Origin of the sequence: Methylopila henanensis (genome assembly GCF_042681025.1) — a bacterium.
Lineage (GTDB): Bacteria > Pseudomonadota > Alphaproteobacteria > Rhizobiales > Methylopilaceae > Methylopila > Methylopila henanensis.
Window position 1 is genome coordinate 182722 of the sequence record NZ_JBHUER010000002.1, and the last position, 25093, is coordinate 207814.

At 70.5% G+C, this 25093-nt stretch carries 22 protein-coding genes and 1 pseudogene; 2 read left to right on the forward strand and 21 right to left on the reverse strand.

Going from position 1 to position 25093, the window contains the following annotated elements:
• Nucleotides 1-6: 6 nt before the first annotated feature.
• The 11 genes from ACFSCV_RS03540 to ACFSCV_RS03590 all read right to left on the reverse strand — a co-directional run bounded on the left by ACFSCV_RS03540 (nt 7) and on the right by ACFSCV_RS03590 (nt 11616).
• A complete protein-coding gene (locus tag ACFSCV_RS03540) occupies nt 7-1206 on the reverse strand; it encodes a cytidylyltransferase domain-containing protein (RefSeq protein WP_378797072.1) in 1200 nt (399 codons plus the stop codon).
• A gap of 106 nt (nt 1207-1312) precedes the next feature.
• Nucleotides 1313-2188 carry an N-acetylneuraminate synthase family protein gene (locus ACFSCV_RS03545; protein ID WP_378797073.1) on the reverse strand — a complete coding sequence of 292 codons (876 nt, stop codon included), beginning with the start codon at nt 2186-2188 and terminating at the stop codon, nt 1313-1315.
• 99 nt (nt 2189-2287) lie between these two features.
• Nucleotides 2288-2677, reverse strand: coding sequence for a phosphomannose isomerase type II C-terminal cupin domain (locus ACFSCV_RS03550; protein WP_378797075.1), 390 nt, complete (start codon nt 2675-2677; stop codon nt 2288-2290).
• 69 nt (nt 2678-2746) lie between these two features.
• Entirely contained in the window at nt 2747-4057 is a 1311-nt protein-coding gene (locus tag ACFSCV_RS03555; RefSeq protein WP_378797077.1) for a DUF6716 putative glycosyltransferase, read from the reverse strand.
• Nucleotides 4054-5163, reverse strand: coding sequence for a hypothetical protein (locus ACFSCV_RS03560; RefSeq protein ID WP_378797079.1), 1110 nt, complete (start codon nt 5161-5163; stop codon nt 4054-4056). The genes ACFSCV_RS03555 and ACFSCV_RS03560 overlap by 4 nt, the downstream gene beginning before the upstream one ends.
• Nucleotides 5164-5222: 59 nt before the next feature.
• Nucleotides 5223-6611: a glycosyltransferase gene (locus tag ACFSCV_RS03565; RefSeq protein WP_378797081.1), complete on the reverse strand. Its 1389-nt coding sequence runs from the start codon at nt 6609-6611 to the stop codon at nt 5223-5225.
• 54 nt (nt 6612-6665) lie between these two features.
• Complete coding sequence (gene ade / locus ACFSCV_RS03570; protein ID WP_378797083.1) at nt 6666-8384, reverse strand: adenine deaminase; 1719 nt, start codon at nt 8382-8384, stop codon at nt 6666-6668.
• 77 nt (nt 8385-8461) lie between these two features.
• A complete protein-coding gene (locus tag ACFSCV_RS03575; RefSeq protein WP_378797085.1) occupies nt 8462-9241 on the reverse strand; it encodes a cobalamin-binding protein in 780 nt (259 codons plus the stop codon).
• A 22-nt stretch (nt 9242-9263) separates the two neighbouring features.
• Nucleotides 9264-10532, reverse strand: coding sequence for a hypothetical protein (locus ACFSCV_RS03580; RefSeq protein ID WP_378797087.1), 1269 nt, complete (start codon nt 10530-10532; stop codon nt 9264-9266).
• 251 nt (nt 10533-10783) lie between these two features.
• On the reverse strand, nt 10784-11074 hold the full coding sequence (locus ACFSCV_RS03585; protein ID WP_378797089.1) for an acylphosphatase: 291 nt from the start codon (nt 11072-11074) through the stop codon (nt 10784-10786).
• Nucleotides 11071-11616, reverse strand: coding sequence for a gamma-glutamylcyclotransferase family protein (locus ACFSCV_RS03590; protein ID WP_378797091.1), 546 nt, complete (start codon nt 11614-11616; stop codon nt 11071-11073). The genes ACFSCV_RS03585 and ACFSCV_RS03590 overlap by 4 nt, the downstream gene beginning before the upstream one ends.
• Nucleotides 11617-11631: 15 nt before the next feature.
• Here ACFSCV_RS03590 and ACFSCV_RS03595 point away from each other — a divergent pair, with 15 nt between their 5' ends.
• A complete protein-coding gene (locus ACFSCV_RS03595; RefSeq protein WP_378797093.1) occupies nt 11632-12255 on the forward strand; it encodes a glutathione S-transferase family protein in 624 nt (207 codons plus the stop codon).
• Nucleotides 12256-12400: 145 nt separating this feature from the next.
• Here the strand turns inward: ACFSCV_RS03595 and ACFSCV_RS03600 are convergent, their stop codons facing one another.
• The 7 genes and pseudogenes from ACFSCV_RS03600 to ACFSCV_RS03630 all read right to left on the reverse strand — a co-directional run bounded on the left by ACFSCV_RS03600 (nt 12401) and on the right by ACFSCV_RS03630 (nt 21348).
• On the reverse strand, nt 12401-12820 hold the full coding sequence (locus tag ACFSCV_RS03600) for a hypothetical protein (protein WP_378797095.1): 420 nt from the start codon (nt 12818-12820) through the stop codon (nt 12401-12403).
• Nucleotides 12821-12933: 113 nt separating this feature from the next.
• Nucleotides 12934-13082: pseudogene (locus ACFSCV_RS03605) on the reverse strand (biotin/lipoyl-containing protein); the annotation flags it as partial.
• Nucleotides 13083-13250: 168 nt separating this feature from the next.
• The gene (locus tag ACFSCV_RS03610; protein ID WP_378797097.1) at nt 13251-14792 is read right to left on the reverse strand and encodes a cryptochrome/photolyase family protein; all 1542 of its coding nucleotides are present in this window, start codon (nt 14790-14792) and stop codon (nt 13251-13253) included.
• 96 nt (nt 14793-14888) lie between these two features.
• Nucleotides 14889-16907, reverse strand: coding sequence for an acetyl-CoA carboxylase biotin carboxylase subunit (locus ACFSCV_RS03615; protein ID WP_378797099.1), 2019 nt, complete (start codon nt 16905-16907; stop codon nt 14889-14891).
• A 103-nt stretch (nt 16908-17010) separates the two neighbouring features.
• Nucleotides 17011-18333: a glycosyltransferase gene (locus ACFSCV_RS03620; protein WP_378797101.1), complete on the reverse strand. Its 1323-nt coding sequence runs from the start codon at nt 18331-18333 to the stop codon at nt 17011-17013.
• A 10-nt stretch (nt 18334-18343) separates the two neighbouring features.
• Nucleotides 18344-19738, reverse strand: coding sequence for a hypothetical protein (locus ACFSCV_RS03625; RefSeq protein ID WP_378797103.1), 1395 nt, complete (start codon nt 19736-19738; stop codon nt 18344-18346).
• A gap of 83 nt (nt 19739-19821) precedes the next feature.
• Nucleotides 19822-21348: an acyl-CoA carboxylase subunit beta gene (locus ACFSCV_RS03630; RefSeq protein WP_378797105.1), complete on the reverse strand. Its 1527-nt coding sequence runs from the start codon at nt 21346-21348 to the stop codon at nt 19822-19824.
• Between the two features lie 244 nt (nt 21349-21592).
• On the opposite strand from ACFSCV_RS03630, the gene ACFSCV_RS03635 reads away from it, so the two are divergent.
• The gene (locus ACFSCV_RS03635; RefSeq protein WP_378797107.1) at nt 21593-22900 is read left to right on the forward strand and encodes a hypothetical protein; all 1308 of its coding nucleotides are present in this window, start codon (nt 21593-21595) and stop codon (nt 22898-22900) included.
• Here the strand turns inward: ACFSCV_RS03635 and ACFSCV_RS03640 are convergent.
• The 3 genes from ACFSCV_RS03640 to ACFSCV_RS03650 are packed head-to-tail and all read right to left on the reverse strand — an operon-like array spanning nt 22897 to nt 25085.
• The gene (locus ACFSCV_RS03640; RefSeq protein WP_378797108.1) at nt 22897-23652 is read right to left on the reverse strand and encodes a hypothetical protein; all 756 of its coding nucleotides are present in this window, start codon (nt 23650-23652) and stop codon (nt 22897-22899) included. The two genes, ACFSCV_RS03635 and ACFSCV_RS03640, sit on opposite strands and share 4 nt — an antisense overlap.
• A gap of 15 nt (nt 23653-23667) precedes the next feature.
• A complete protein-coding gene (locus tag ACFSCV_RS03645; RefSeq protein WP_378797109.1) occupies nt 23668-24378 on the reverse strand; it encodes an ATP12 family chaperone protein in 711 nt (236 codons plus the stop codon).
• Nucleotides 24375-25085 (reverse strand): HAD-IA family hydrolase, encoded by a 711-nt coding sequence (locus tag ACFSCV_RS03650; protein ID WP_378797110.1) that lies wholly within the window; start codon nt 25083-25085, stop codon nt 24375-24377. Before ACFSCV_RS03650 ends, ACFSCV_RS03645 begins: the two co-directional genes overlap by 4 nt.
• Nucleotides 25086-25093: the final 8 nt, after the last annotated feature.

A 25093-nucleotide genomic window follows, 5' to 3' on the forward strand; every position in this document is an offset into this window, starting at 1 on the left:
AACCCGTCAGGCCTGGCCGGACACGGCGATCAGCGCCTCGCAGAGGTCGCGCAGCGCGCCCCGGCCGCCGCCGGACGTCAGCACCAGCTGCGCCGCGGCCTTGGCTTCCGGCCGGGCGTCGGCGGGCGCGACTGCGAACCCCACCGCGCGCATGCATTCGAGGTCGTTGACGTCGTTGCCGATGTAGACGACGTCGGCCCGCGTCAGCTCGTGCTCGGCGAGCCAGCGGTCGAGCTCCGGCAGCTTGTCGTCGATGCCCTGCCGCACCTCGATGCCGAGCTTGCGGCCGCGCGCGGAAACCACCGGGTTCGGCTCCTTCGACAGGATCAGCGTCCGGATCGAGGTGAGCTTCCGCAGCCGGCCGAGGCCCATGCCGTCGCTCCGGCTCGCGAGCACCGCCTCGCGCCCGGTCTCGTCCACGAGCACGCGGTCGTCGGTGAAGACGCCGTCGAAATCCATCACCAGCGCCTTGAGGCCCGCCGGCACGGCGGCCGCCGCGCGCGACTGCCCCTCGCGCTTGGCGAGGATCGCCTCGATCACCTGGAAGTCGGCCTCGCTGTCGATCTCGACCGGCGGCGTATCGACCTCGATCAGCTTCGTGCGCCCGCAGAAGCGATGGCCGGCGGCGCGGAACGACGGCACGTCCATGACATAGACCGCGCCGGTTTCGAGATATTGCGGCGTGAGCTCCTGCCGCCGCTTGCGCGGCTGGGTGTGGTCGTGATTGACGCCGGCGGCCGAACCGTCCTCGGCCACCTGCCAGAGAAAGCCGTGGTTCGAGGAAGCGGTGAACGCCGCCACCGTGCCGTCCTCGCCGATCGCGGCGACGCAGGCCTCGATCTCGGCCGAGGTGGTGAAGGGCGAGGTGCACTGCAGGAACACCAGCACGTCGGCCGGGCGGCCTTCGGCCTCGAGCGTGTCGAGCGCATGGATCAGCGCGGATTCCGACGAGGCCTTGTCGCCCGAGATGTCGGCCGGGCGGTCGATGACCTCGGCGCCGGCGGCGCGGGCGACGCTCGCGATCTCGGCGTCGTCGGTCGAGACGAAGACCGCGTCGACGGACGAGGCGCCGAGCGCCGCCGCCACCGATCTCGCCACCAGCGGCACGCCGCCGAGAGGCCTGACGTTCTTGCGCGGCACGCCCTTGGACCCGCCGCGCGCCGGAATCACCGCCACGCACCGCACGTTCGCATTCTCCCCGATCATCGTAAGGTCCGGCCCGGCCTCCTGCGGAAACCGGGACGCAAACACGACCGTGGCCGGATTGATCCGGCCACGGTGCAGGTTCAGATCATGCAGCGTCGGCTGCGCGTCAGCTGACGGCGCGCAGGGACGGCTGCCACTTCAGCTTCTTGCGCTGCACGTCCTCGACGTCCAGCACGTCCTTCGACTTGAAGGTCAGGGCCGCCTCGACATGCTGCAGGTCGCGGACCAGGCGGCGCATGCCGTCCGGCTCGAGCGACGCGGCGTGGTCGGTGCCCTTCCAGGTGCGGTCGAGGGTGAAGTGACGCTCGACCCACTCGGCGCCGAGCGCCAGAGCCGCGACGTCGGCCGCGATGCCGAGATGATGGCCGGAGAAGCCGATCTTCTTGACGCGGCCCTCGAACTTCTCGCGCAGGCGGGTGATCTCGCGCAGGCAGAGGTCCTCGAACGCCACCGGGTAGCCGGAGGTGCAGGAGTAGACCACGAGGTCCTTCGCGCGGCCGCGCTCCTCGTAGAACGTGATCAGCGCGTCGATCTCATCCTTGGTGGTCATGCCCGTGGAGACATGGACCTCGCCCTCGTAGTTCTCGGCGAGCCAGCCCTGCAGCTCGTAGTTCGAGTTCGTCGCGGACGGGATCTTGATCAGGTCCGGCTTCAGGGCGGCGATCTCCTTGGCGGAGGTCATGTCCCAGACGGACGTCGCGTAGCCGATGCCCTGCGCTTCGCAGAACTCCTTGAGTTCGGCGTGCTGCTCGACCGTGAACTCGAGAGCCTCGCGGTGCTCGCCATAGGTCGCGCCGTAGGAGTTGGCGGGAACCGGATGCGGCGCGCTGTACTGCGCGGGGGACAGCAGTTCGCGGTTGTTGCGCTTCTGGAACTTTGCGTAGTCGGCCTTGCAGACATGCGCGGCGACCGAGATCAGCTCCTTGGCCGTCTCCATCTTGCCCATGTGATTACAGCCGATCTCGGCGATTACCTTTACCATGACACGTCTCCGAACCTGAAAATTGGGTCTGTTAAGATCGTTGCACGTTATTGATCGAGCTTCGCTCAATCCGACCGTTCCGGGCCAACCGCCCGGCGGTCACTGCGTAGCGGACGTCTCCGCCGCTTCGGCGCGTCCGTAGTCGTCCTCCAGACGCTCGATGTCGTTCTCGTCCAGCGGGTCTCCTCGTTGCACCTCGATGAAAACGAGGTCTCCTGCCCCGGGATTCTCGACGCGGTGAACGCAGCCCAGAGGCAGGTAAACCGCGACGCCGGACGACACCGGGATGCGCTCCGCATCCCGCGTGACGACACCCTCACCTTGCACCACGATCCAATGTTCCTCGCGATGCTTGTGACGCTGCAATGAAAGACGCGCGCCGGGCGAGACAACTATGCGTTTGACTACGTAGTCGTCTCCGCCCGCGACAACCTCCCAGGACCCCCACGGACGGTTGTCCTTCTCGCCGATGGCGTATCGATTGCTCATACATGCGTCCCGATTGTGCAGCGCACCCTAACGTGAAAAGTGCGACTTAGGAAGTGACTTTACAGGGTTTTACCCTCGTGGCGCGAAGGGCTTGACTTGTCGCAACCTCCGCGCGACGGCGGCGACCACGCCCGCTCCCCGGCGCGAACGTTCAATCAGATGGGGCGCGTGGACCGCGATGGCGCCCCCCTTTCCAAGCGCGAAGGAGAGCCAGTCCGCCGAGCCGTAGGCCGGCACGAGCGGCCTCAGCGGCAGCGGAGCCTCCAGCCGGTCCTGGCCCTCGATCAGCGCGAGGCACCGCGTGAGCAGCCCTTCGACGTCCGGCGTCGCCCCGGAATGGGCGGCGAGCCAGCTCGCGTCCACGACGGCGGGAAGATCGGGAGCGAGCGACGCGAGCGGCGCGAGACAGCCTGATCCGACGAAGAAGCTCGTGCCCAGCGCCTCCGATACGCCGAAATCCGACACGATCCGGGTCGGAACGCCGCGCGCCATCGCCTCGACGGCCACGGTCGAGCTGACCGAGACCGCGAGCGAGGTGCGGTCGAGCAGCTCGGACGCCGGCTCGTGGGTGAAGTTCAGGTTCTTCGGCCGCCCGCCGCGGGCGAACGCCTCGCGCGCGAGGTCCTCGAGATGGAAGCGGGCGCCGTGATGCGCGGTCTCGTCGCGGGCGTGCCGGAGCTTGATCAGCACCTGCGCTTCCGGATGGCGGCGGGCGAGCGTGGTCAGCTCGCCGAGAATGTGGAGGCGCTGCATCCGCCGCGCCGGAATGATCGGCTGCTCGAAGAAGGTGACGAGCGGCGCGCCCGCCGGCGCGGCGCGCGGCGCGGTCGGAAGGCCGAGCAGCCCCGTGACCAGCCCGTTGGTGTCGTCGACGCCGATCTCCGCGGCCGCGGCCCGGTAGAGCGCGAGGTCGCGTTCGGTGTTGAAGCACAGCAGATCGGCCGGCGCGCGGCTCATGAACCCCGCGAGATGGTCCGCCAGCACGACGCCGGGCGAGGCGATGATGACGATCGGCCGCGACCGCTCGCGGCTGAAATCGGCGGAGGCCAGCGCCAGGAACAGCTCGCGCGCGCGTCCGCCGTCGACGACCGCGATCGCCACATGCGCGTCGCGGAACAGCCGGCTCGCCACGATCTGCTCGGTCGAGACGATCGGGATGCTTTCGCTGACGCCCCCCGCCCGCAACTGCCGCGGCGAGAGCTGGCCGGAGGCCGTCGACACCGCCGCGATCCGGAGGCTGGCGCCTTCATCCTCGAACCGGCGCCCGATCGCCGCCGCCGTCTTCACGAAGGAATCGAAGGTCCCGAGAGCGAGAATGCGCCGGCCGGCGAAGCGGCCCTGCGCGTGCTCCTGTCCTTGCGATTGCTGGGCTGACGTCATCGGATGGCGAGGGACCTGTGGACCGGCGCGTCGTCCGGGTGGATGACGCGGAGGCGCTTTATGAACGCGTCATGCGCGCGAACAACGGCGAGGATGTGGTCCCGCTGCCGTTTCAGATAGCCCTCCGGCAGCGCGAAACGGATGATGGGCAGCTTGGGATCGATAACCGACAGCGTGTCGGCCGCGGACGAGGCGACGACGGCGACCGCCGCCGGCTTCACCGGAGCGTCGAGATAGGCGAGCTCGACGGGCGTGATCGACGGCTCGAACCGCGCCCCCGCCGCACGCGCGAGCGCCTCGGCGGCCGATCGGTCCTCGCCGCGGTGCGGCCGGTACAGCACGGGGCCATGAAGCCCCATGCGCCGCAGGGCCGCAACGCCCTCGACGATCAGCCGTCGGTGGGTCTCGACGCAGGCGATGCCCGCCTCCACATGGTTCGCGCCGAGAAGCCAGACCTCGTCGCCGCTCCGGGCGGGAGCGTCCGTCCGCCAGCTTTCGAAGGCGTGCCGCTCGACCCGGTCGCCCGGGCGAAGCGTCGGCTCGATCAGAGCGCCATAGATCGTGAAAAAGGTGAGCCGCGGCGGATCGATCGGCCGATCGCCGCCGAACAGCGCGCGGGCGAGCCGCGTGCGCAGCCAGCGATCGGCGAAGCGCGACGGATCGGGCGTCGGTTCGCCCGCGCGGCAGCGCGCCGCCTGCGGAGTGATCGAACCGTCGTCCAGCAGCGTCAGCTCGTCATGGGCGATCCGGTCCACCAGTTCGCGCTGGGACCGATTGCGGTAGTCGCCGAAGGCGAGAGCCGCATATCCGTCGCCGGCGAGCGACGCGGCGAGCCGGCGAAGCCGGGCGCGGTGCAAGAGGTCGACCGCGTCGCGCAGAATCCGCGGCGCCTTGCGCGAGGACCGCGGCCGCCCCTCGCAGCGCCGGACCGAACGCCAGAGCGACGGGGCGCGCGCCATCAGGAGATCGATCGCGGCCCCCCCGCCCGCCCGGTCGCCGAGCAGCACGAGGTCGACGGCGCGCTCCGGGCGGCGGCGGCGCCACTCGACGGCGTTCAGATACTGCAGCGGCGAGGAGACGATCACGAGGTCGGCGGACGCAGGCATCAGCGCTCAATATCACCCGACCGTGACGCCGTCTCGCGGCTCCTCATGGCTCAAACGCGCTAAAACGCCGTCTTTGCGCGCCCAGCGACCTCCCGCCACACGTCGGCGAGGCCCGCCGCCAGCGGTCCGGGAGCGTAGGATTCGGCCCTTTTCCTGCCCGCTTCGCCGAATCGCACGCGGGCTTCGGGGTCGTCGCCGAGCGCCAGAAGCGCGTCGATGAAGGCGGCGCGGTCGCCAGCCGGCGCCAGCCGGCCGGTGACGCCGTCGACGACCGTCTCGGCGTGTCCGCCGACGGCGTAGGCGACCACCGGACGTCCGGCCGCGCCCGCCTCGACGGCGACGCGGCCGAACGGCTCCTCCCACAGAGTCGGCAGCGCGACCACATGGCTGCGGCCGAAAAGCCGGTCCCGCTCGACGCCCTCGACCGGACCGAGCAGGCGCACACGGTCCGCGACGCCGAGCCGTTCGATCAGCGCCGCCAGCGCCGCACGGTCTGGCCCCTCGCCGGCGATCTCGAGCGTCGCGTCCGGCCGGCGCGCGAGCACCTCCGGCCAGGCCTCGATCAAACCCGCCTGCCCTTTGTTGGCGTTGAGCGACCCGACCACCGCGACGTTGAACCCCTCCGGCGGGACGGCGACGACGGGCGCCGGCTCCACCGGCGTCAGCGCGAGCCGGCGCACACGTTCCGGCGCAGCCGCCGCCCGCACCAGCGCTTCGACATGCGCGCTCGTGACGAGAACGAGGTCCGCGCGCCGCAATCGCTCCTGCCGGAAGGCGAGCGCTCGCCGCGCGAAGGCGTCCGCCACGGCGGTCCCGCCTTCGCCGGCCACATCGAAGGTCTGGCGGAAGTTCGGCGTCGAGAACCGATGGTCGCGGACGACCGCGATCAGGGGCGGGCCGGCGTCGGTAAGCGCGCCGGCGGAGGCCAGAATGGCGCGGGCGTTGTCGGCGTGGACGAGATCGGGCTTCACATGCGCGACGATGCGCGCGATCGCCTGTTCGAGACCGCTCTCGGCGACCGTCCGATGGTCCATGGCGACGCCGCCCTCGGGACGCCCGAAGAAGCGCACGCCGAAGGCGCGCGCGCGTTCGACCGGGTCGGCGCGAAGGTCGTGGGCGACCTCGCGCAGGAACGTCGCCCATTTCAATCCGAACGGCCGGCGCTTCAGCGCGTCGACCTCGAACTGGCTGAGACGGTGCAGCGGCCACGCCGCGGGCGCCGGCAAGGCCAGGATCTCTACCCCGTCGACGCTGCGGCGCTCCGGAGCGGCCAGCGCCTTGTCGAAGGTCGCCACCAGCGCCAGCCCGCGCAGCGGCTCCTCCCGCAGCATCAGATGCAGGCTGCGCTCGGCGCCGCCCGCGGCGTCCGGCGGATAACGGTCCGAGACCACGAGGACGCGCCGCTCGGGCAGCCCTTCGAGCACGCGCCCGAGCGGATCAGCCGGCATGCGGAGGTCCCGGAACGGCGGCGGCGCGGCCGCGCGGCCGATCCGTCGTCCGCGTCATTCGGCGATGACCTCGAACCGGTCCACGTCGACCATGCCGAGGTCGCTGATCTTGAGATGCGGGATCACGGTGAGCGGCAGGAACGCGACCTGCAGGAACGGCTCGTCCAGTCCGCAGCCAAGCGCCCTCGCCGCGGCCCGCAGCGCGAGCAGGCGTTCGCGCACCACCTCATGCGGATCGAGGCTCATCAGCCCGGCGACCGGCAGCGCGAGCTCCGCCCTCACCTCGCCGCCGCCCGCCACCACGAAGCCGCCGCCGAGCGCGATCACCCGGTTGACCGCCTGGGCCATGTCCTCAGCGTCGACCCCGACCACGCAGAGGTTGTGGCTGTCATGGCCGACGGAGGATGCGATCGCGCCGCCCTTGAGCGTGAAGCCCTTCACGAATCCCCGGCCGATGGTGCGCGGTCCGCCGTGCCGGGCGACCACCGCGACGGACAGCGCGTCCTGCGCGGGATCGGAGCCCACCACGCCGTCGCGCGCCGCGAGGTCGAGCGTGAGGCGCTCGGTGACGATCTTGCCCGGAATGACGCCGATGACCGGCCTCGGCCCGCCCCTGCCCGCGACCCGCAGGTCGTCGGCCGAGACAGGCGCGACCTTCACGCTGTCGAGACCGACGGGATCGGGCGCGGTCCGCGCGTCGAACAGCGCGTCGGTCACGAGGCGCCCGCCGGCGATGACATGCTCGACCCGGCAACCCTCGTAGTCCGAGAGCAGCACGAGATCGGCGCGCTTTCCCGGCGCGACGAGCCCGCGGTCGCGCAGCCCGAAGGCGTTGGCGCCGGACCAGCTCGCCGCGCGGTAGACATGCGCGGGCGGCGCCCCTTGCGCGATCGTCCAGCGGATCATGTGGTCGAGATGGCCTTCCGCCGCGATCTCGACCGGGTTGCGGTCGTCGGTACAGAGCGCGACGAAGGCCGAGGTCTCCGGCGTGATCAGCGGCCAGAGCGCGCGCAGGTCCTTGGCGATCGAGCTCTCGCGGATCAGCACCGTCATGCCCTTGCGCAGCTTCTCGAGCCCCTCCTCGTAGCTGGTGGCCTCGTGGTCGGTGCGGATGCCGGCGGCGAGATAGCCGTTGAGGTCTCGGCCCCGCACCAGCGGCGCGTGGCCGTCGATATGGCCGTCCTGAAACGCCGCGAGCTTGGCGAGGCAGCCGGGATCGGCGTTCAGCACGCCGGGGAAGTTCATGAACTCGGCGAGGCCGAGCACGCCCTCGCGGCCGCGGAACGGCAGCAGGTCGTCCACCTCCAGTCGGGCGGCGGCCGTCTCCAGCGGCGAGGCCGGCACGCAGGAGGACAGGTTGACCCGGATGTCCATCACCGCGGCGGCGGCGGCCCTGAGCGCGTAGTCGATCCCCGCCGCGCCCAGCACGTTGGCGATCTCGTGCGGGTCCCAGAGCGCGGTCGTCACGCCGTGCGGCAGCACGCAGCGGTCGAACTCGAGCGGCGTCAGCAGGGAGGATTCGATGTGGAGATGCGTGTCGATGAAGCCCGGCGCCACGGTCAGCCCGCGGCCGTCGATCGTCTCCGCGCCCTCGTACTCCCCGAAGGTTCCGACGATGACGTCGCCCGCGATCGCCACGTCGCTCTCGAACAGGGTCGCGGTGACGACGTCGAGCACGCGAGCGCCCTTGATCACGAGGTCCGCCGGCTCCCTCCCCCGGCCTTGGGCGATGCGGCGGGCGAGCGTCTCGGGCGTGGCGTGGGACGGCGGCATGGCGGCTCCGATGGCGGACGCGGCGATCTTGACCCAAGCCGGGCGGCGGGCTCAAGCGCCTGGCGTTCCGTCCGCGCTCAGCCCCGCAGCGCCCGGCGGATCGCGTCGAGGCCGTCGGTCAGCGCCGCCGGCCCCGGCTGGAGAATCAGCGCCGACTTGATCTCGACGATGCGTCCGTCCCGCACGGCGGGAACGGCGTCCCAGCCGGGACGGGCCCGGATGCGGTCGGGCGAGACCTTCTTGCCGCACCACGAGGCGAGGATGACGTCAGGCGCGGCGGCGATTACGTCCTCGCACGTCACGACGCGGTCCCGCGCCGCGGCGTTGCGGGCGCGCTCCGGGAACACGTCGTCGCCGCCCGCGACGCCGACGAGCTCCGACACCCAGCCGATGCCGCTGATCATGGGCTCGTCCCATTCCTCGAAATAGACCCGGGGCCGCGGCCGTCCCTCGTTCTCCGCCCGGATGTCGCGCAGCCGGGCCTCGTAGCCGGCCGCGAGCGCGTCCGCCTTCCCGAAGGCGCCGACGAGAGCGCCGACCGTGCGGATCATCGCGAGAACGCCGGCGAGATCGCGCTGGTTGAACGCGTGGGTCGCGACGCCCGCCCGCGCGAGATCGGCGACGATGTCGGCCTGCAGGTCCGAGAACGCCAGCACGAGATCGGGCTCGAGCGCGAGGATCTTCGGGATATCCGCCGAGGTGAAGGCGGCGACGCGGGGCTTCTCCCGGCGGACCTGGGGCGGACGCACGGCGTAGCCGGACACGCCCACGATGCGCCGGTCCTCGCCGAGGAGGTACAGCGTCTCGACCGTCTCCTCGGTGAGGCAGACGATGCGTTCGGGCGGAAAGCGGCGCATCAGGCGCGGCGGCCGGCCCGCCTCATCGGCTGCGCGACGCGGTCAGGGCGAGCGCCGCGGACCGGCCCGACGCGCACAGGTTGGGCGCCGCGAACGAGGTGGCGTCGTTGGCGGCGAGTTGGCCCGGCCCGCCGTCGCCGAGCGGATCGAAGGCGAGCCGGCCGCTCCTGTCGACGCGGAAGATCATGTCGGAGGGGTAGTGCATGTAGGCGCCCTGCTCCAGCGACCGGGCGAAATGGCCGGCGGAGCGAGGATAGCCGTAAGCCGTCAGCAGGTCTTCCGTCCGATAAACGCCGGGCTCGAGGAACCGCTGGACGAAGCTGCGCCGCATCCGCGGCGACATCTGCGCCGGCGCCCGCGTCAGCGCCTCGGGCAGGTTGAGCGCGACCTCCTCCGGCCGCCGGCCAGCGAAGCGGGCGATCACCGCCTTCTCGTCCGGCATTGCGACGCCCCGGAAGGCGACCTCCGCGGCGCGGTTCAGGCTGACGCCGCCCTCCGCCTCGGTCAGCACGAACTGTCCCGGCGCCCAGAGCGCCACGAGGTCCGGCATGCTGGTGTAGGCGGCGCGCCGCCCCTCCGCGTCGAGCGCGCCGACGGAATAGACGCCCTCACCGAGGCCGAGCACGTTGACCAGCGTGTCGGGCGCGGTGTTGCCGGCCGCGACGAACACCGGCACGCGTTCGCGCTTCAGCGTCGCGAGCGCGTCCCGGACGATCCGGTAGGGGTTGTCCTCGGACTCGCCGGCGATGACGTCGAACACCTCCGCCTTGCGCGCGGCGATGTCGCGCGACGAGACGCGCCGGTCGGGCGGGAGGCGCCGGTTGACGTCCTCCAGATCGACCGGAAGCACGATGGAGCTGATGACGGCCGCCGGCCGCTCGATCCGGCCGCGCTCGATGTCGCCCGCCAGCCGCGCCAGATCGCGCGCCAGCGTGCGGGCGTTGAAGACCGGATCGATCTGGTAGGGCGTGACCTTCTCGTGCGACAGCCTGGCGATCGCCGCGACGATGTCGCCATGGCCGATCCGGGACGAGCCGGGGCGGTCGGGATCGACCAGATCGTCGTCGATGTTGGCGGGCCGATAGTAGCGGAACGTGTCCAGCACCACGAACGCGTCGGGCGACACGCAGGCGGCGCGGGTCACGCCCTCGACCTCCGTGCTCGCGAACTGCCGGACGTCGCCGCCGTAGCCCACAGGCCCGATCCCCGGCGACCCCGCCTGCATGAGCAGCAGCGCCGCGCCCGCAGCCGCGAACTTCAGGACCAAGCGCTGGACGCCGCCAATCTGCATGCCGGACCGCCGCTGACCTCCTGCGGCGCGAGGGCCGCGGTGACGACAGGCGCGGACCCCCGGGATCCGCGACGCGCGCCGGCGGCCGATGGGTTCAGCCGTTCCGGCTTCAGGCTTCCTGACGCGCCGGGCGGAGGCTCCGCCGCGACGGTCAAACGCAGAGTTTCACAGAGAACGCTTATGTTGCAAAGCAATATCGGATTGTGCGCCGCACATCGGGAGGGGTAAAGAGCAATTTCGTGTCTTCGAGGTCACTCGGTGCGGGCGATCTCGACGCCCTTGAGCTCGGGAAGCGCGTCCTCGGCCGCGGCTCGGCGCTCGACGGAGTCCACCTCCGCAGCCGGCGGTCCGGCGCGGCAAGCCTCCGCGAAAGCGGCGATGCGCTCTTCCGGGCCGGTCACGATGGCCTGGACCGAGCCGTCCCGGCGGTTGCGCACCAGCCCGCGAAGCCCGAGCGAGGTCGCCGTCGCCTGGGCCCAGACGCGGAAGCTCACGCCCTGGACGCGGCCCTTGATCACCAGTTCCGCCACCGGCTCGCTCATCGAAACCCTCCCTGCGCCGCGGGGCCGCCGCGGGCTCCTCGCGCAAACCGTCCGAGCTCGGCGAGATAGGGCTCCGGCAACCCCCATTCGAGAGCCGCCGGAATGACCATCTCCGTCATGTAGCCGGAGACGGCCACGCCCGGCTCGACGAAGCGGGAGACGTAGACGATCGCCCGCCGCGGGCCGTCCGGCCCCCGCACGCGCAGCCTCTCCTTGCGGTAGAGCCCCATCGCGACGCGCTCGAACGCGTCGAGCGCCCAGAGGTCCCGCTCCGTCAGGCGCCACAGCACGCCGTGGGTCGTGGCGCCGGCCGCGCGCAGCACCGTCGCGTAACCGTCGCGCGAGATCGCGAAGCGCCAGCCCTCGAGCCGCGCCGGCCCCACCGGCTCCGCGCCCGGACAGCGCCGCGCCATCGAGCTGCGACGCATGTTTGCGCCATAGGCGAAATAGTGGAGCATGAGGCCGAGCTTAAAGGGACGCGCGGCCATGTCGAACGGCGGCGGCGCTCCCGCGCCCCACGGTCCGACGGCGAAACGCCGCACGCCAAGGTTCCGCCCATGCTGACGGTCCATCACCTGACCTTCTCGCGATCGACGCGCGTGATCTGGCTGCTGGAGGAGCTCGGGCTCCCCTACCGGCTCGAACGCTACGAGCGCGACGCGAACTTCCGCGCGCCGGAGCGGCTAAAGACGATCCACCCGCTCGGCAAGGCCCCGGTGGTCGAGGACGGCGGGCTCATCATCGGCGAGTCCGCCGTCATCCTCCAGCACATCGACCGGACCTATGGCGGCGGCCGGTTCACGCCGCAGGACGCCTCGGGGCGGCTGCGGCACGAGGAATGGCTGCATTACGTCGAGGGCACCGCGGCCTTTCCCGTGATGATGGCCGCGGTCGGCGCGCGGAACGGCGGCTTCACCGGCGGCATGGAGACCTTCGTCAAGGTGACGTTGGGCAAGAGCCTCGACCTGATCGAAGGCGCGGTCGGCGCGAGCCGCTTCGTCATGGGCGACGGGCTGACGCTGGCCGACATCCAGTTCGTCTACATCCTCGAGATGGCGAGCCACGCCGGCCTGCTGGCCGAGCGCCCGGCGATCGCGACCTATCTCGAACGGCTCAAGGCGGAGCCGGGATACGTCCGGGCGATCGAGGTCGGCGGCCCGATGGCGCCGCCGAAAAGATAAGAACGACTGGTCGCGCGCTCGCCGCCCAGTCGGGCGGGCCGCCACGAGGAGACAGGGAATGAAAGCATCCTTCAGTCAGCGTCTTCCGCCGAGGCCGTGGTCGCCGGTCGACTGAGCGGTCGTGCCAGCATAGCTGGCGCATAATTCAGCTCTTGGGAAAGAAGCGGTCGAGCGCCGCGCGGAAAGCGATCGCCTGTCGGTTTTGAGCGTTGAAGCTCCTCCATCGCTCGGTCGCCAACCGACCTCCGATATGAGCGGAGTTGCACTGGAAGCAAATCGCGACCGTAAACACGCTCCGACCGTGCGAAATCAGCTCGAAACCGTGCAGCGGAATGTGACACCGGGAATGGTCACCAGCGGCAAGCGCGTTCCAGAGGTCCAGCACCGGCGCCGCGTCGGCAGGAGACACGACGACATCGTCGACGACCTTGTGCCTCCATTCATCCGACGTTTCAAAAATATCTGCTGGCGACAGTCCCGCGTGATCGGCCTCGATTTCGTCACCAAGCTGGACGATCCGAACAGCGTCATAGCCGCCGCCGCTGAATCCAAAGATCTTGTGCATGTTAGCTCTTGGGTAGCACAGCTCGGCATGTTCCGCCTCAAGCTACGATACAAGTCTGATGCGCCCAGCGAAAACGCGGCCTTGGACGCTCGTCAATATCAAGGCGGACCGCGTCACTCCAGCTCGAGAATAACCGCGTCGACCGCGAGGCGGTCGCCGGGCTTGACGTTGATCTTGGCGATCTTGCCGTCGCGCTCGGCGCGCCGCACGTTGTCCATGTCATGGCTTCGACGACGCGGAGATCGCCCGCATCCACCCGCTGACAGCGGCGTTTCTGGGGACGTGACGCGCCGGCGCGATGCGGCGGTCCATCCTCGCCGTCATCCTCCGGCTTGACCGGAGGACCCATCTCCGGCGTCGAGCTCCGCATCCGACAGGGATGGTCCGGTCAGGCCGGACCATGACAGCGCGGGAGGGCGTGCGTCGCCCCTCACCCCTCGTAGGTCGCCGGCAGTCCATCCAGAAACCGCGTCGCGTCCGCGCGGATGTCGTCGACGCGCTCCCGAGCCATCCGGGACAGGTTGCGGTAGGGCATGGCGAGGCGCGGGTTGCGCCCGAGCGTTTCTTCGTTCCGGATGAGAAAGTCCCAGTACAAGTAATTGAACGGGCAGGCGTCATCACCCGTCTTCGCCTTCACGTCGTAGCGGCAGCTTTTGCAGTAGTCCGACATGCGGTCGACGTAGGCCCCCGACGCCGCATAGGGTTTTGACGCCAGCATGCCGCCGTCGGCGAACAGCGCCATGCCCTGCACGTTCGGCAGTTCCACCCACTCGTAGGCGTCGGCGTACACCAGCAGGTACCAGTCCTGCACCTCGCGCGGCCGGAAACCGCCGAGCAGCGCGAAGTTGCCGAGCACCATCAGGCGCTGGATGTGGTGGGCGTAGGCGTGGTCGCGGGTGTCGCCGACGCACTGCGCGAGGCAGTTCAGATCGGTCTCGGCGGTCCAGTAGAGGTCGGGGAGCTTCCGCTCGGCGCCGAGCGCGTTGGTGTCGCGGTACTCCGGCATCTTCAGCCAGTAGACGCCGCGAACATACTCCCGCCAGCCAAGGATCTGCCTGACAAAGCCCTCGACTGCGTTCAGCGGCGCCGCGCCCGCCTCATAGGCCGCGACTGCGGCGTCGCAAACTTCGCGGGCCGTCAGCAGCCCCGCATTGAGGTAGGGCGAGACGGCACCGTGGAACAGGAAGGGCTCGCCGGCCTTCATGGCGTCCTGATAGTCGCCGAAGCGGGGCAGCGCCTCGCCTATGAAGGCGGCGAGGGCCTCCAACGCCTGCGCGCGCGTCCAACCCCAGCCGTAATGGTCGAGCGTCCCGAAATTGCGGGAGAAGCGCGCCTCCACCAGCTCCATGACCTCGCGAACCGCGGCGTCGGGCGCGAAGCGGGCGCGGGCGGGCGGCGTCACGCCCTTCGGCAGGCTCTTGCGGTTGTCGGGGTCGTAGTTCCACTGGCCGCCTTCAGGCGCCTCGCCGTCCATCAGCAGGCCGGTCTCCTTCCGCATCTCGCGGTAGAAGAACTCCATGCGCAGCCCTTTGCGGCCGTGCGCCCAGGCCTCGAAGCGGGCGCGCGAGCACAGGAAGCGGTCGTCCTCGCGGATGACGACGTCGACGTCGAGCTCCTCGCGCCAGTCCTGCATCATCTCGAGCACGCGCCACTCGCCGGGCTCCGTCAGCGTGAGCCGGTCGCAGCCGTGGCGCGCGAGAGCGCGTCTCACCTCCCCGCCGAGCGAGCCGGCGTTCTCGGGATCGTCGAGGGCGACGTAGTCCACGGTCACACCTTCGTCGCGCAGCGCGCGGGCGAAGGCGCGCATCGCGGCGAACAGAAAGACGAGCTTCTGCTTGTGATGGCCGACGTAGGTCGCCTCCTCCATCACCTCGGCCAGCAGCACGACGTCGGCGGCGAGGTCGAGGTCCTTGAGCGAGGCGATCCCGCGGGTGAGCTGGTCGGCGAGGATCAGGCGGAGCGTTTTGGCCACGCCGGACTTACGCGCCGCCGACGGTGTCGGTTCGGCCCAAAGCGTCGAGACTTCGGCCGACCGCTCGGAAGGACGGCGGCGATCAGGAGGCCCGCATCACTCCAGCTCGAGGATCACCGCGTCCACCGCGAGGCTGTCGCCGGGCTTGGCGTTGATCTTGGCGATCTTGCCGTCGCGCTCGGCGCGCAGCACGTTCTCCATCTTCATGGCCTCGACGACGGCGAGCGTCTCGCCGGCCTTGACCTCCTGCCCCTCCTCCACCGCGATCGAGACCACGAGGCCCGGCATCGGGCAGAGCAACAGCTTGGACGTGTCGGCGACGGCGCGCTCCGGCATCATCGCGAGCAGTTCCGCGATGCGCGCTCCATGGATGCGGGCGAGCACGGCGACGCCGCGATGGGCGAGGTCCCAGCCCGCGGGCGGGTGCTTGCGCACCTGCACCGAGACCGGCTTGCCGTCGATCTCGCCACGCCACACCGGATCGCCCGGCTTCCAATCGGTCGAGACCCGGTAGGTTTTGGCCTCGGAGCCGTCGGCGCCCAGCACCCGGACCGACACCGCGTCGCCGTCGGCGCGGGTTTCGGCGCGGGTCGGCTCTCCGTCGAGCAGGATGGTGCGCAGCAGCTCCTTGGTGGCCGCGCCACGGCGGAGCTGGTGCGAGATCGCGCGGCGGCGCTCCATGGTGAGCCAGTCGATCTGGGCGGCGACCGCGACCAGCGTCGCGGCGATCTCGCCATCGGGCTTCGCGGGCGCGAATCCGTCGGGGAACTCTTCGGCGATGAAGCCGGTCGAGAGCCGCCCTTCCTGCCAGCGCGGATGCTCCATCAGCGCGGTCAGGAACGGGATGTTGTGCTGGATGCCGTCGATGGCGAAGGCGTCGAGCGCCTCGGCCTGCGCCCGGATGGCGCCGAGCCGGTCCGGCGCATGCGTCACGAGCTTCGCGATCATCGGGTCGTAGTGCAGCGAGATCTCGCCGCCCTCGACGACGCCGGTGTCGTTGCGCACGGTGACGCCGCCGACGCTCTCCTCGACCGGCGGCCGGTAGGTCTTCAGCCGGCCGATCGACGGCAGGAAGTTGCGGAACGGGTCCTCGGCGTAGATGCGGCTCTCCACCGCCCAGCCGTTGAGCTTCACGTCTTCCTGCGTGATCGACAGCTTCTCGCCGGCGGCCACGCGGATCATCTGCTCGACGAGGTCGATGCCGGTGATGAGCTCGGTGACGGGATGCTCGACCTGCAGGCGGGTGTTCATCTCGAGGAAGTAGAACGACTTGTCCTGGCCTGCGACGAACTCCACCGTGCCGGCCGAATCGTAGCCGACCGCCTTGGCCAGCGCGACGGACTGCTCGCCCATGGCCCGGCGGGTGGCCTCGTCGAGCAGCGGCGACGGCGCCTCCTCGACGACCTTCTGGTTGCGGCGCTGGATCGAGCATTCGCGCTCGCCGAGATAGATGACGTTGCCGTGCTTGTCGCCGAGAAGCTGGATCTCGATGTGGCGCGGATTGACGATGAACTTCTCGATGAAGACGCGGTCGTCGCCGAAGGAGGACTTGGCCTCGGACTTCGACGCGCGGAAGCCTTCCGCCACGTCGTCCGCCGAATAGGCGATGCGCATGCCCTTGCCGCCGCCGCCGGCCGAGGCCTTGATCATGACGGGGAAGCCGATCTCTTCGGCCACCTTCACGGCGTCCTCCGGCGTCTCGATGACGCCGAGATTGCCGGGAACGGTCGAGACCTTGGCGCGGGCCGCGGCCTTCTTGGACTCGATCTTGTCGCCCATCGCCTCGATCGCGGCGGGGTTCGGGCCGATGAAGACGATGCCTTCGGCGGCGAGCGCCTCGGGGAAGGCCGCGCGCTCGGACAGGAAGCCGTAGCCGGGATGGACCGCCTCGGCGCCCGTCTGCTTGCAGGCCGCGACGATCTTGTCGATCACGAGGTAGGACTGCGCCGCGGCCGGCGGCCCGATATGGACCGCCTCGTCCGCCATCTCCACATGCAGCGCGTCCTTGTCGGCGTCCGAATAGACCGCGACGGTCGCGATCCCCATGCGCCTGGCCGTCTTGATCACGCGGCAGGCGATCTCGCCGCGGTTGGCGATGAGGATCTTCTTGAACATGGAGGGAGGGCTCCCGGAACCGGCAGGGGCGTGAACTCTTGAACGCTTTTAGGCGCCGCAGCGCAGCGCGTCCATTAACCGAAGGACGACGCCTGAAGCCTCTTCACGCCCCGAAAACATGCTGCGCCGCGAGACCGTACGGGTAAGGCGGCAGGCGCGGCCTCGGCTTGCGCGCAGGCCCCACCGCAGTCGCCTCGATCTCGTCGCAGAGCCGCGAGACGGCGTCCGCGCCCTCGCAGGCGGCCGTCGTCTCGGCGCAGCGCCGGGCGATCTCCGGCGACGACAGCGCAACCCGCAGGGACGCCGCGAGACGGCGCCTCTCAAGCGGGCCGGACCGTAGCCACAGGCCGCAGCCGAGCCGCGCCACGCGCGCGGCGTGGTCGAACTGGTCGAAGGCGAGCGGGGCCACGATCTGCGGCGCGCCGGCGGCGAAGGCGTGCGCGGTCGTGCCCACGCCGCCGTGATGCACCAGCGCCGCGGCGCGCTCGAGAACCGCGCCGAGCGGCGCATAAGGCGCGACGAAGGTGGAGGCCGCGGCCCGCGCCGGCACGACGACCGGCGCGCGCGACAGCACGAGGCAGCGCCGGCCGATGTCGGCGCAGGCCTCGACGGCGGCGGCGTAGAGCGCTTCGGTGCGGCGCCGTGTGGAGCCGAAGGTGACCACCACGGGCGGATCGCCCGCCTCGAGGAAGGCGGCGAGCGCGGGATCGACGCCTTGGGTCTCCCCCCCGAACTGGCTTGCGGCGGGAAAGTCGAACTGCACCGACTGCGCGGGCCAGTCCGCCTGCGCGGCCTGAAACCAGGGCGGGAACATCGCCACCACCTTCTGGGGCGAGTTCCACCAGTGGCGCAGCCGCTTGACGCGCTTGAGCTCCAGCCGCTCGCGGACGGCGTTCAGCGACGGCAGCGCCACCGGATCGATCACGAGCCGGTCCGCGCCGATCTGCACCTTCCAGACAAGCTTCTCCGGCAGCCAGCGCGGCGTGGGAAAGCCCGGCAGGCGCACGGGATCGTGCCGGGTCTGAAACGCCATCGGCGACAGATGAACGGTGACGAGATGGCCGCCGAGCGCCTCGAACGCGAGCCGGGCGCCGATCGCAAGCGTCGAGGCGACCAGCACCGGCCGGCGGCCTTCGGCCCGCTTCTCCACGAAACCGTAGATCCGGTCGAGGCCGAGCGGCAGCGCCTTGAACATCCGGCGCGCCCCGATCAGCGGGCGCCACAGCGACGGGTCGGAGAAGACCAGCTCGTACTCGTAGGCCGAGATCACCGCCTCGAAGTCCAGCCCCGAGCGCCGGGCCGCCGCCTCGAACGGCGCAGGCGCCGCGAGCGTGACCTCATGGCCGCGCCGGCGCAGCTCCGCGCCCGCCGCGATGAACGGCAGCACGTCCCCGGTCGTCCCTATGGCCGCGATCAGAACCTGCATCGGCGGGCGGTCAGCCGCGGCTCCATAGTTTCCGCCACGCCGACCTGCGCTCGGGCGCGCCGGATTCGGGCAAGGGCTTGAGGAAGGCGGGCCGCGGCAAGGGCGGCGGGGCAACGCCGGGCAAAGGCGACATCAGCGAGCGATCCTCGGTGCGCGCGAACTGGCTGCGCGCGCTCCAGGCGCCCAGCAGCAGGGAGAAGTAATCGTACGGTCCGCGGATCTCGTTCGCCATGACGAACTGATGATGCAGGCGGAAAAGCCGGAAGCCGCGGCGCAGGTCGCGGATGGTCCCCTCGGTCTTCATCTTCGACAGGTAGACCCGGCGGAAGACAGGGTTGGGCCGGTCCCGCGGCACGTCGAGCTTCAGCTCCGTCACCGGGTCGCGGTGGGGAAAGTTGAGCGCGTCCCACGGCGCCGCCACCTCGCCCCAGAACAGGGAGCGCTCCACGGCGAGCCGCGCGATGCGCGCCCTCAGCCAGCCGGCGGCGGGGTGCAGCGCGACCAGCAGCTCGGTCGCGCCGGCCGTGAGCAGAGCGAGCCGCGGCCCTTTCCGCCCGACCTCCGGATCGGCCTCGAAGGCGCGCGCGAGCGCGTCGATCGCGAGAAACGACCCGCTCGAATGGCCGACGACGAGGATTTCGTCGGCGTCGTTCAGCGCGACCAGCGCGCGGATCCGGTCGGCGAAGGCGTCGACGCGCGCATGCAGGGTGCGCTCGACGCGCCGCGCGTACCGCAATTGCGAGCGGCCGTCGTCCATCAGGTGCACGACGAAGCTCCCGCTGCGGCGCAGCAGATGCAACAGCCCCACGGCGCCGAAGGCGAACGCGCCGACGCCCACCGCCAAGCCGATCTCGTACGCGACGTCGAGCGCGACGAAGAGCGACGCCACCGCCACGCCCTTCAGCGCCGCGAGCGCGACGGCGAGGCAGACGACAACGACCGGATAGGCCCATGCGAGCGCATAGCGCGGCGCGGCGAGGCTGACGCGCGGGATCAGGCCGGAGAAGAGCCCCTCGAGGATGGTGCCGACGCTGTAGACCAGCTTGAGCGCCAGCGGCTGCGCGAAGTCGCGCGCCACGATGTCGTCCCAGCGCAGCGTCTCATAAGTGACGTCCACATGGACGCCGTCGCCGCTCAGCGTGATCGGCCAGCTCGCGCTGGGCGTCTCGGGATGATGGGCGACCTGACGATCGACGTCGACGCGCACGCCCCAGACCCGCGCGAACCGCCGAACGTCGAGCCGCAGCAGCATCTGCTGCTGTTCCGGCGATTGCGGCATGTAGCCGGCGACGTACAGGACGCGTCGCCGCCGCACCTCCTGGCCGTCCGCCCCGGCCCCGACCTCGCGCGCCGGCCCGAAGGCGTCGCCTCCGCCGATCGCGCCGGTCGTCTCGTCCTGACGCATGCGTCCTCGCCGTCTCCCGCGCCCCGCCGGAGCTTAGAGGCTGTCAGGGGCCGTGGACAGGGTCTAGCAGCGACCCTCCCGCGTCAGAGCGGAATGTTGTCGTGCTTCTTCCAGGGGTTTTCGAGGCGCTTGCCCCGGAGCATCGCGAGCGCGCGGGCCACGCGCCGGCGGGTCGAACGCGGCTTGATGACCTCGTCGATGTAGCCGCGTTCGGCCGCGACGAAGGGCGTGAGGAAATGGTCCTCGTACTCCTTGGTCTTGGCCGCGATGCCCTCCGCGTCGGCGCCGCGGAAGATGATCTCGACCGCGCCCTTCGCGCCCATGACCGCGATCTGGGCCGAAGGCCAGGCGTAGTTCACGTCGCCGCGCAGATGCTTCGACGCCATGACGTCGTAGGCGCCGCCGAACGCCTTACGGGTGATGACCGTGACCTTCGGCACGGTCGCCTCGGCGTAGGCGAACAGCAGCTTGGCGCCGTGCTTGATCAGGCCGCCGTACTCCTGCGCCGTTCCCGGCAGGAAGCCCGGCACATCCACGAAGGTGACGATCGGGATCTCGAAGCAGTCGCAGAAGCGCACGAACCGCGCCGCCTTGCGGGAGGCGTCGCTGTCGAGCACGCCGGCGAGCACCATGGGCTGGTTCGCCACGAAGCCGACCGTGCGACCCTCCATGCGGCCGAAGCCGACCACGATGTTCTTGGCGAAATCGGCCTGGATCTCGAAGAAGTCGCCCTCGTCGACCGTCTTCAGGATCAGCTCCTTGATGTCGTAGGGCTTGTTCGGGTTGTCCGGGATCAGCGTGTCGAGCGACGGGTCGTAACGCTCCGGATCGTCGAAGGACGGCCACTCCGGCGCGCCCTCCTTGTTGTTGCCGGGCAGGAAGTCCATCAGGCGCCGCATCTCGATCAGCGCGTCGACGTCGTTGTCGTAAGCCGCGTCGGCGATCGAGGACTTGGTGGTGTGGACCTTGGCGCCGCCGAGCTCCTCCGACGTCACGGTCTCGTTGGTGACGGTCTTCACCACGTCCGGGCCGGTGACGAACATGTAGGAGCGGTCGCGCACCATGAAGATGAAGTCGGTCATCGCCGGCGAATAGACGTCGCCGCCCGCGCAGGGACCCATGATGACGGAGATCTGCGGGATGACGCCGGAGGCCAGCACGTTGCGCTGGAACACCTCGCCGTAGCCGCCGAGCGCAGCGACGCCCTCCTGGATGCGCGCGCCGCCGGCGTCGAACAGGCCGATGATCGGCGCCCGGTTGCGGATCGCCATGTCCTGGATCTTGATGATCTTCTGGGCGTGGGTCTCGGAGAGCGAGCCGCCGAACACGGTGAAGTCCTTCGCGAAGACGAACACCTTGCGGCCGTTGACGGTGCCCCAGCCGGTGACGACGCCGTCGCCGGGGATCTTCAGCTTCTCCATGCCGAAGTCGTTCGAGCGGTGCTCGACGAACATGTCGTATTCTTCGAACGAGCCGGGATCGAGCAAGATCTCCAGCCGCTCGCGGGCGGTGAGCTTGCCGCGGGCGTGCTGGGCGTCGATGCGCTTCTGCCCGCCGCCGGCCCGCGCCGTGGCGCGGCGCTGCTCGAGCTCGTCCAGAATGTGCTTCATGTCCTCGGCCTGCCATCGCTTGGAGAGGGATCCTGAGGCCGAGGGGTAACGCGCGTTTTGCGGCGCCGCAACGCCGACGAAGGGCGATGCGGCGATCGTCCGACCCCCGGAAAGCGCGCGCTCCGGCCATCTCGAATGTGAGCGGAAAGGACGCCTCTCGCTATGTCCGCGCGCATTGTACGAGCGCGCGCTGCGTCCTAACGTTGCGCCGCCGGCCGGCGGACGGTCGCCGGCGAAGGGACGCATGGTCGAGCGCATCGAGATCTTTTCGGGCAGGGACGTCGCCGTCGTCGGAGCTTTGCACGGCGGCGGCGGCGACGTGGTGATTACCTTCACGCCGCATGCGGACGGTCCGCGCCAGCCGGGCTACGCCGACAAGCTGCTCGACAAGCACGGCGTCTCGGCGATCCATTTCATCCACCGCGACACGCACTGGTGGCAGACCCCGGAGATGGCCGCGGCTATCGCCGCGGTCGGCGCGCTCGATCTCCCCCGCCGCTTCGCCAGCGTCGTGACCTACGGCTCCAGCATGGGCGGCCATGGCGCCCTGCTGTTCGCCAAGGCCCTCAAGGCCGACCGGACGCTTGCGATCTCGCCGCAGTTCGCGGTCGGCGGGCGCAACGCGGGCTGGAAGAAGCAGTGGAAGGTGAGCCCCGAGCTCTATCGCTACGAGGACGTCCGCTCTGAGACCGCGCGGACGACGATCCTGTTCGACCCGCGCTACCCCTTCGACCGCGCGCATGCGGAAGCCTTCATGGCCGTCGCGCCGGTCGAGACGGTCCATGTGCCGTTCGCCGCGCACGACGTCTCGGCCGCCCTCGCCGAGATGGGCCTGTTGTCGGGCTTCGTGCTGGATTTCGTCGCCGGCCGGGACGATCCCGACGCCCTGCGCCACGCGATCAGGGCGCGGCGGCGGGACAGCCTGGTCTGCCTCAACGGCCTGCTGCACCAACTGGAGCGGCGATCGCAGAAGGGCCGGATGCTCGCGGGCGTGCGGGAGCAGACCGTCCGCCTGTTCCTCAGCTATCTCGAGAACGGGCGGAAGATGCATCTCAAGCGGGTGATGCAGAGCGTGGTCTCGCCGCATCTCGAGCACCTCGCCGCCCGCGGCGAACGCGCCCGCGGCGTCGCGATCGCCGAGCAGCTCTGCGACATCTACCCGAAGTCCCTCGATATCGCCGCGCTCCTGTCGAACCAGCTCGCGGCCGACGGCCGTATGGGCGACGCCTATCAGGCCCTGTTCCGCTGCTTTCGGCGCAACAAGAGCAGCGGCCCGTGCGCCCTCGCCGCCTGCGCCGCCGCGCTTCAGGCGGGGCTGGAGCCCGAGGCCCAGCGCCTGCTCGCCAAGGCGCTGGAGCTGCCGCGCCAGGACGCCAACAGCTGGCTGCGCTTCCTGCGCGCGTGGCACGACCGCATCCCTCACGGCCTCGCGGTGCGCGGTTACAATATCGCGGCGGCGCTCGAACCGGAGCACAAGAACCTCAAGCGCGTGGGCGCCCTGATAAAGGCGTCGAACGGCAGGCCCTGGCGGCTGTTCGGACTGCGACGTTAGCCGCCGCCAGCGCCGGGTTTCTTGGCGGCGGAGGCTACCGGCGTATCCTTCGCGGGTTTGGCCGGCGCCGGCGCGGGCGTCGCGTCCGGCCTCGCGGCGGGAGCCGCGACCGGATCGTCCCGGTCGATGACGGGGCTTGCGCGCGCAGAGCCATAGGCGTGCCTCAGCGCCGCTTTCGCAAGGCCCTCCGCAAGCCGCTGGTCGACGTTCTGCTTCTCCTGCGCAACCGCGACGATCGCGCCCACCACGCCGCCGCCGACGCTGTCGATGGCGCCCGCTTCGACTTCTCCCTGGACCTTGCCGGAGGCAACATCGACCACCGAGACGCGCGCCTGCACGACGTTGGCGTCGGTGACAAGCAGCGCCATCGCCGGGTTCTTGTACGTGTGGCGGTAAATGGCGACCCGAAGCTCCTTCGGCGCGCCCTTGCGCTCGAAACGCGCCGCATGGAACGCCGTTCGAGCGCGCACCGTCTCGGCGAAGCCGGGCGTGGAGACGTTCGGCGCAAGAGACACATGCACCTTGCTGATATGGGCCGGTTCGTTCGGCGAGATGATGCCCGGCGCGCCCGCGCATGCGACGAGCGGAAGGGTGGCCAGCACGGCGGCGGCGAGTTTGATAAGCGAGATTAACATCTGCGGACCTGCAGCGTGAAGGACACGCTGACTACGCGCATTACGCGTGCCGGCCGCAACCTCGTTCGACGCTTTTCCGCCACAATCTGCGTCGGGTGTGTCCGCGGCGCATCCCATGCGCCGAAGCGGGCGTCATCTCACGAACTCCGCCATCAGCGCGGCGGCGCGCATCTCCAGCCATCGCGCGGCCCGGCGGGCCTGCGCCTCGTGATCCTGACCCCAGAGCTCGACGTTCCAGTCCTCGTCCACATGGGCGGCGGACCACGCCTCCTCGACCGTATGCACGCCGCGCAGAACCCCGAGCGCGAGCAGCGCCGAGCCGGTGAGAGTCGTCATCGTGTGCAGCGCCGCCAGCGTGAAGACGTCGTCGTGGCGTCGGATCGCGCATCGGACCGCCTCGATCGTCTCGTCGCTCTGGTCCACGAACATCACGCCTTCGGCCAGCACGAACCGCGCGCCGAGGTCGTCGCGGGCGAAGGCGAGCACCGGGTCCCAGCTCAGCCGCTGCCGCTCCACCAGCCGCTCGGGGCCGTCGGCGCGGTAGCAGACGAGGTCGCTGCCGGCATATTTCACGATGTCCTCGGCGACCTCGCTCCGCGCCCGGGCGACGCCGTCGATCGCGGCGTTGGCGAGACGCGTCAGGGGCATGGTCGCGGGATCGATCACCTCGACCTGCGCGGCCCATTCGGCGGCGACGGCGTCGGCGAGCGCGGCGGTCGGCAGCGCGAGCGGCGCGCGGGCCGGCGTCACCACCGCCTTGCCGTCGAGGGCGACCACGAAGCCGTCCTCGCGCTCCAGGACGCCGGCGACGTCGTAGAACCTTTTGGGAAGCGGAGCGCTCATGCCGTGGCCTCCGCCTGCGGCAGCGACAGCGCCGGAATCAGGTCGTCGAAGCGGGACAGCACCGTATGTGCGCCGGCCGCCGCCAGCCGCTCCGGAGGGTGGTAGCCCCATGCGACGCCGATGGCCCGCGCGCCGGCGGCGCGCGCCATCTGCATGTCGAAGGTGGTGTCCCCGATCATGACGGTCTCCTCGGGCGTGACGCCCGCTTCCGCGCAGGCCAGCAGCAGCATGCCGGGATGCGGCTTCGACGGCGCGTCGTCGGCCGACTGCGTGGTCGCGAAGACGCCGTGAAAGCCGAAGGTGTCGATGAAGCGCTCCACGCCGCGCCGCGAATTGCCAGTGGCGAGGCCGAGCAGCACGTCGCCTCGGGCGGCGAGCGCCGCGAGCGCCTCGCGCGCGCCAGGATAGAGCGGATCGGCCTTGGGCGCGGCCGTCCGGGCGCGGTTGAAAGCCGCCTTGTAGGCGTCGCCGATGGCGGCGACCGGATGATCGAGGCCGGACGCGCTCAGCACCGCGACCGCCTCGGGCACGGACAGGCCGACGATGCCGAGGATCGCCTCCCGTGACGGCGCGGCGAGGCCGTTGCCGACATAAGCCTCCGTCATCGCGGCCACGATCGCATGCTGGCTGTCGACCAGCGTGCCGTCGACGTCGAACACCACCAGCATCGGTCCCTCCTGCCGAGTCGCGGCTGGAATACCTCTCACCGCCCGCG

Coding starts and splice junctions, on each gene's coding strand:
- ACFSCV_RS03540 (WP_378797072.1), bottom strand. CDS start 1,206: ATGATCGGGGAGAATGCGAACGTGCGGTGCGTGGCGGTGATTCCGGCG.
- ACFSCV_RS03545 (WP_378797073.1), bottom strand. CDS start 2,188: ATGGTAAAGGTAATCGCCGAGATCGGCTGTAATCACATGGGCAAGATG.
- ACFSCV_RS03550 (WP_378797075.1), bottom strand. CDS start 2,677: ATGAGCAATCGATACGCCATCGGCGAGAAGGACAACCGTCCGTGGGGG.
- ACFSCV_RS03555 (WP_378797077.1), bottom strand. CDS start 4,057: ATGACGTCAGCCCAGCAATCGCAAGGACAGGAGCACGCGCAGGGCCGC.
- ACFSCV_RS03560 (WP_378797079.1), bottom strand. CDS start 5,163: ATGCCTGCGTCCGCCGACCTCGTGATCGTCTCCTCGCCGCTGCAGTAT.
- ACFSCV_RS03565 (WP_378797081.1), bottom strand. CDS start 6,611: ATGCCGGCTGATCCGCTCGGGCGCGTGCTCGAAGGGCTGCCCGAGCGG.
- ade (WP_378797083.1), bottom strand. CDS start 8,384: ATGCCGCCGTCCCACGCCACGCCCGAGACGCTCGCCCGCCGCATCGCC.
- ACFSCV_RS03575 (WP_378797085.1), bottom strand. CDS start 9,241: ATGCGCCGCTTTCCGCCCGAACGCATCGTCTGCCTCACCGAGGAGACG.
- ACFSCV_RS03580 (WP_378797087.1), bottom strand. CDS start 10,532: ATGCAGATTGGCGGCGTCCAGCGCTTGGTCCTGAAGTTCGCGGCTGCG.
- ACFSCV_RS03585 (WP_378797089.1), bottom strand. CDS start 11,074: ATGAGCGAGCCGGTGGCGGAACTGGTGATCAAGGGCCGCGTCCAGGGC.
- ACFSCV_RS03595 (WP_378797093.1), top strand. CDS start 11,632: ATGCTGACGGTCCATCACCTGACCTTCTCGCGATCGACGCGCGTGATC.
- ACFSCV_RS03600 (WP_378797095.1), bottom strand. CDS start 12,820: ATGCACAAGATCTTTGGATTCAGCGGCGGCGGCTATGACGCTGTTCGG.
- ACFSCV_RS03615 (WP_378797099.1), bottom strand. CDS start 16,907: ATGTTCAAGAAGATCCTCATCGCCAACCGCGGCGAGATCGCCTGCCGC.
- ACFSCV_RS03620 (WP_378797101.1), bottom strand. CDS start 18,333: ATGCAGGTTCTGATCGCGGCCATAGGGACGACCGGGGACGTGCTGCCG.
- ACFSCV_RS03625 (WP_378797103.1), bottom strand. CDS start 19,738: ATGCGTCAGGACGAGACGACCGGCGCGATCGGCGGAGGCGACGCCTTC.
- ACFSCV_RS03630 (WP_378797105.1), bottom strand. CDS start 21,348: ATGAAGCACATTCTGGACGAGCTCGAGCAGCGCCGCGCCACGGCGCGG.
- ACFSCV_RS03635 (WP_378797107.1), top strand. CDS start 21,593: ATGGTCGAGCGCATCGAGATCTTTTCGGGCAGGGACGTCGCCGTCGTC.
- ACFSCV_RS03640 (WP_378797108.1), bottom strand. CDS start 23,652: ATGGGATGCGCCGCGGACACACCCGACGCAGATTGTGGCGGAAAAGCG.
- ACFSCV_RS03645 (WP_378797109.1), bottom strand. CDS start 24,378: ATGAGCGCTCCGCTTCCCAAAAGGTTCTACGACGTCGCCGGCGTCCTG.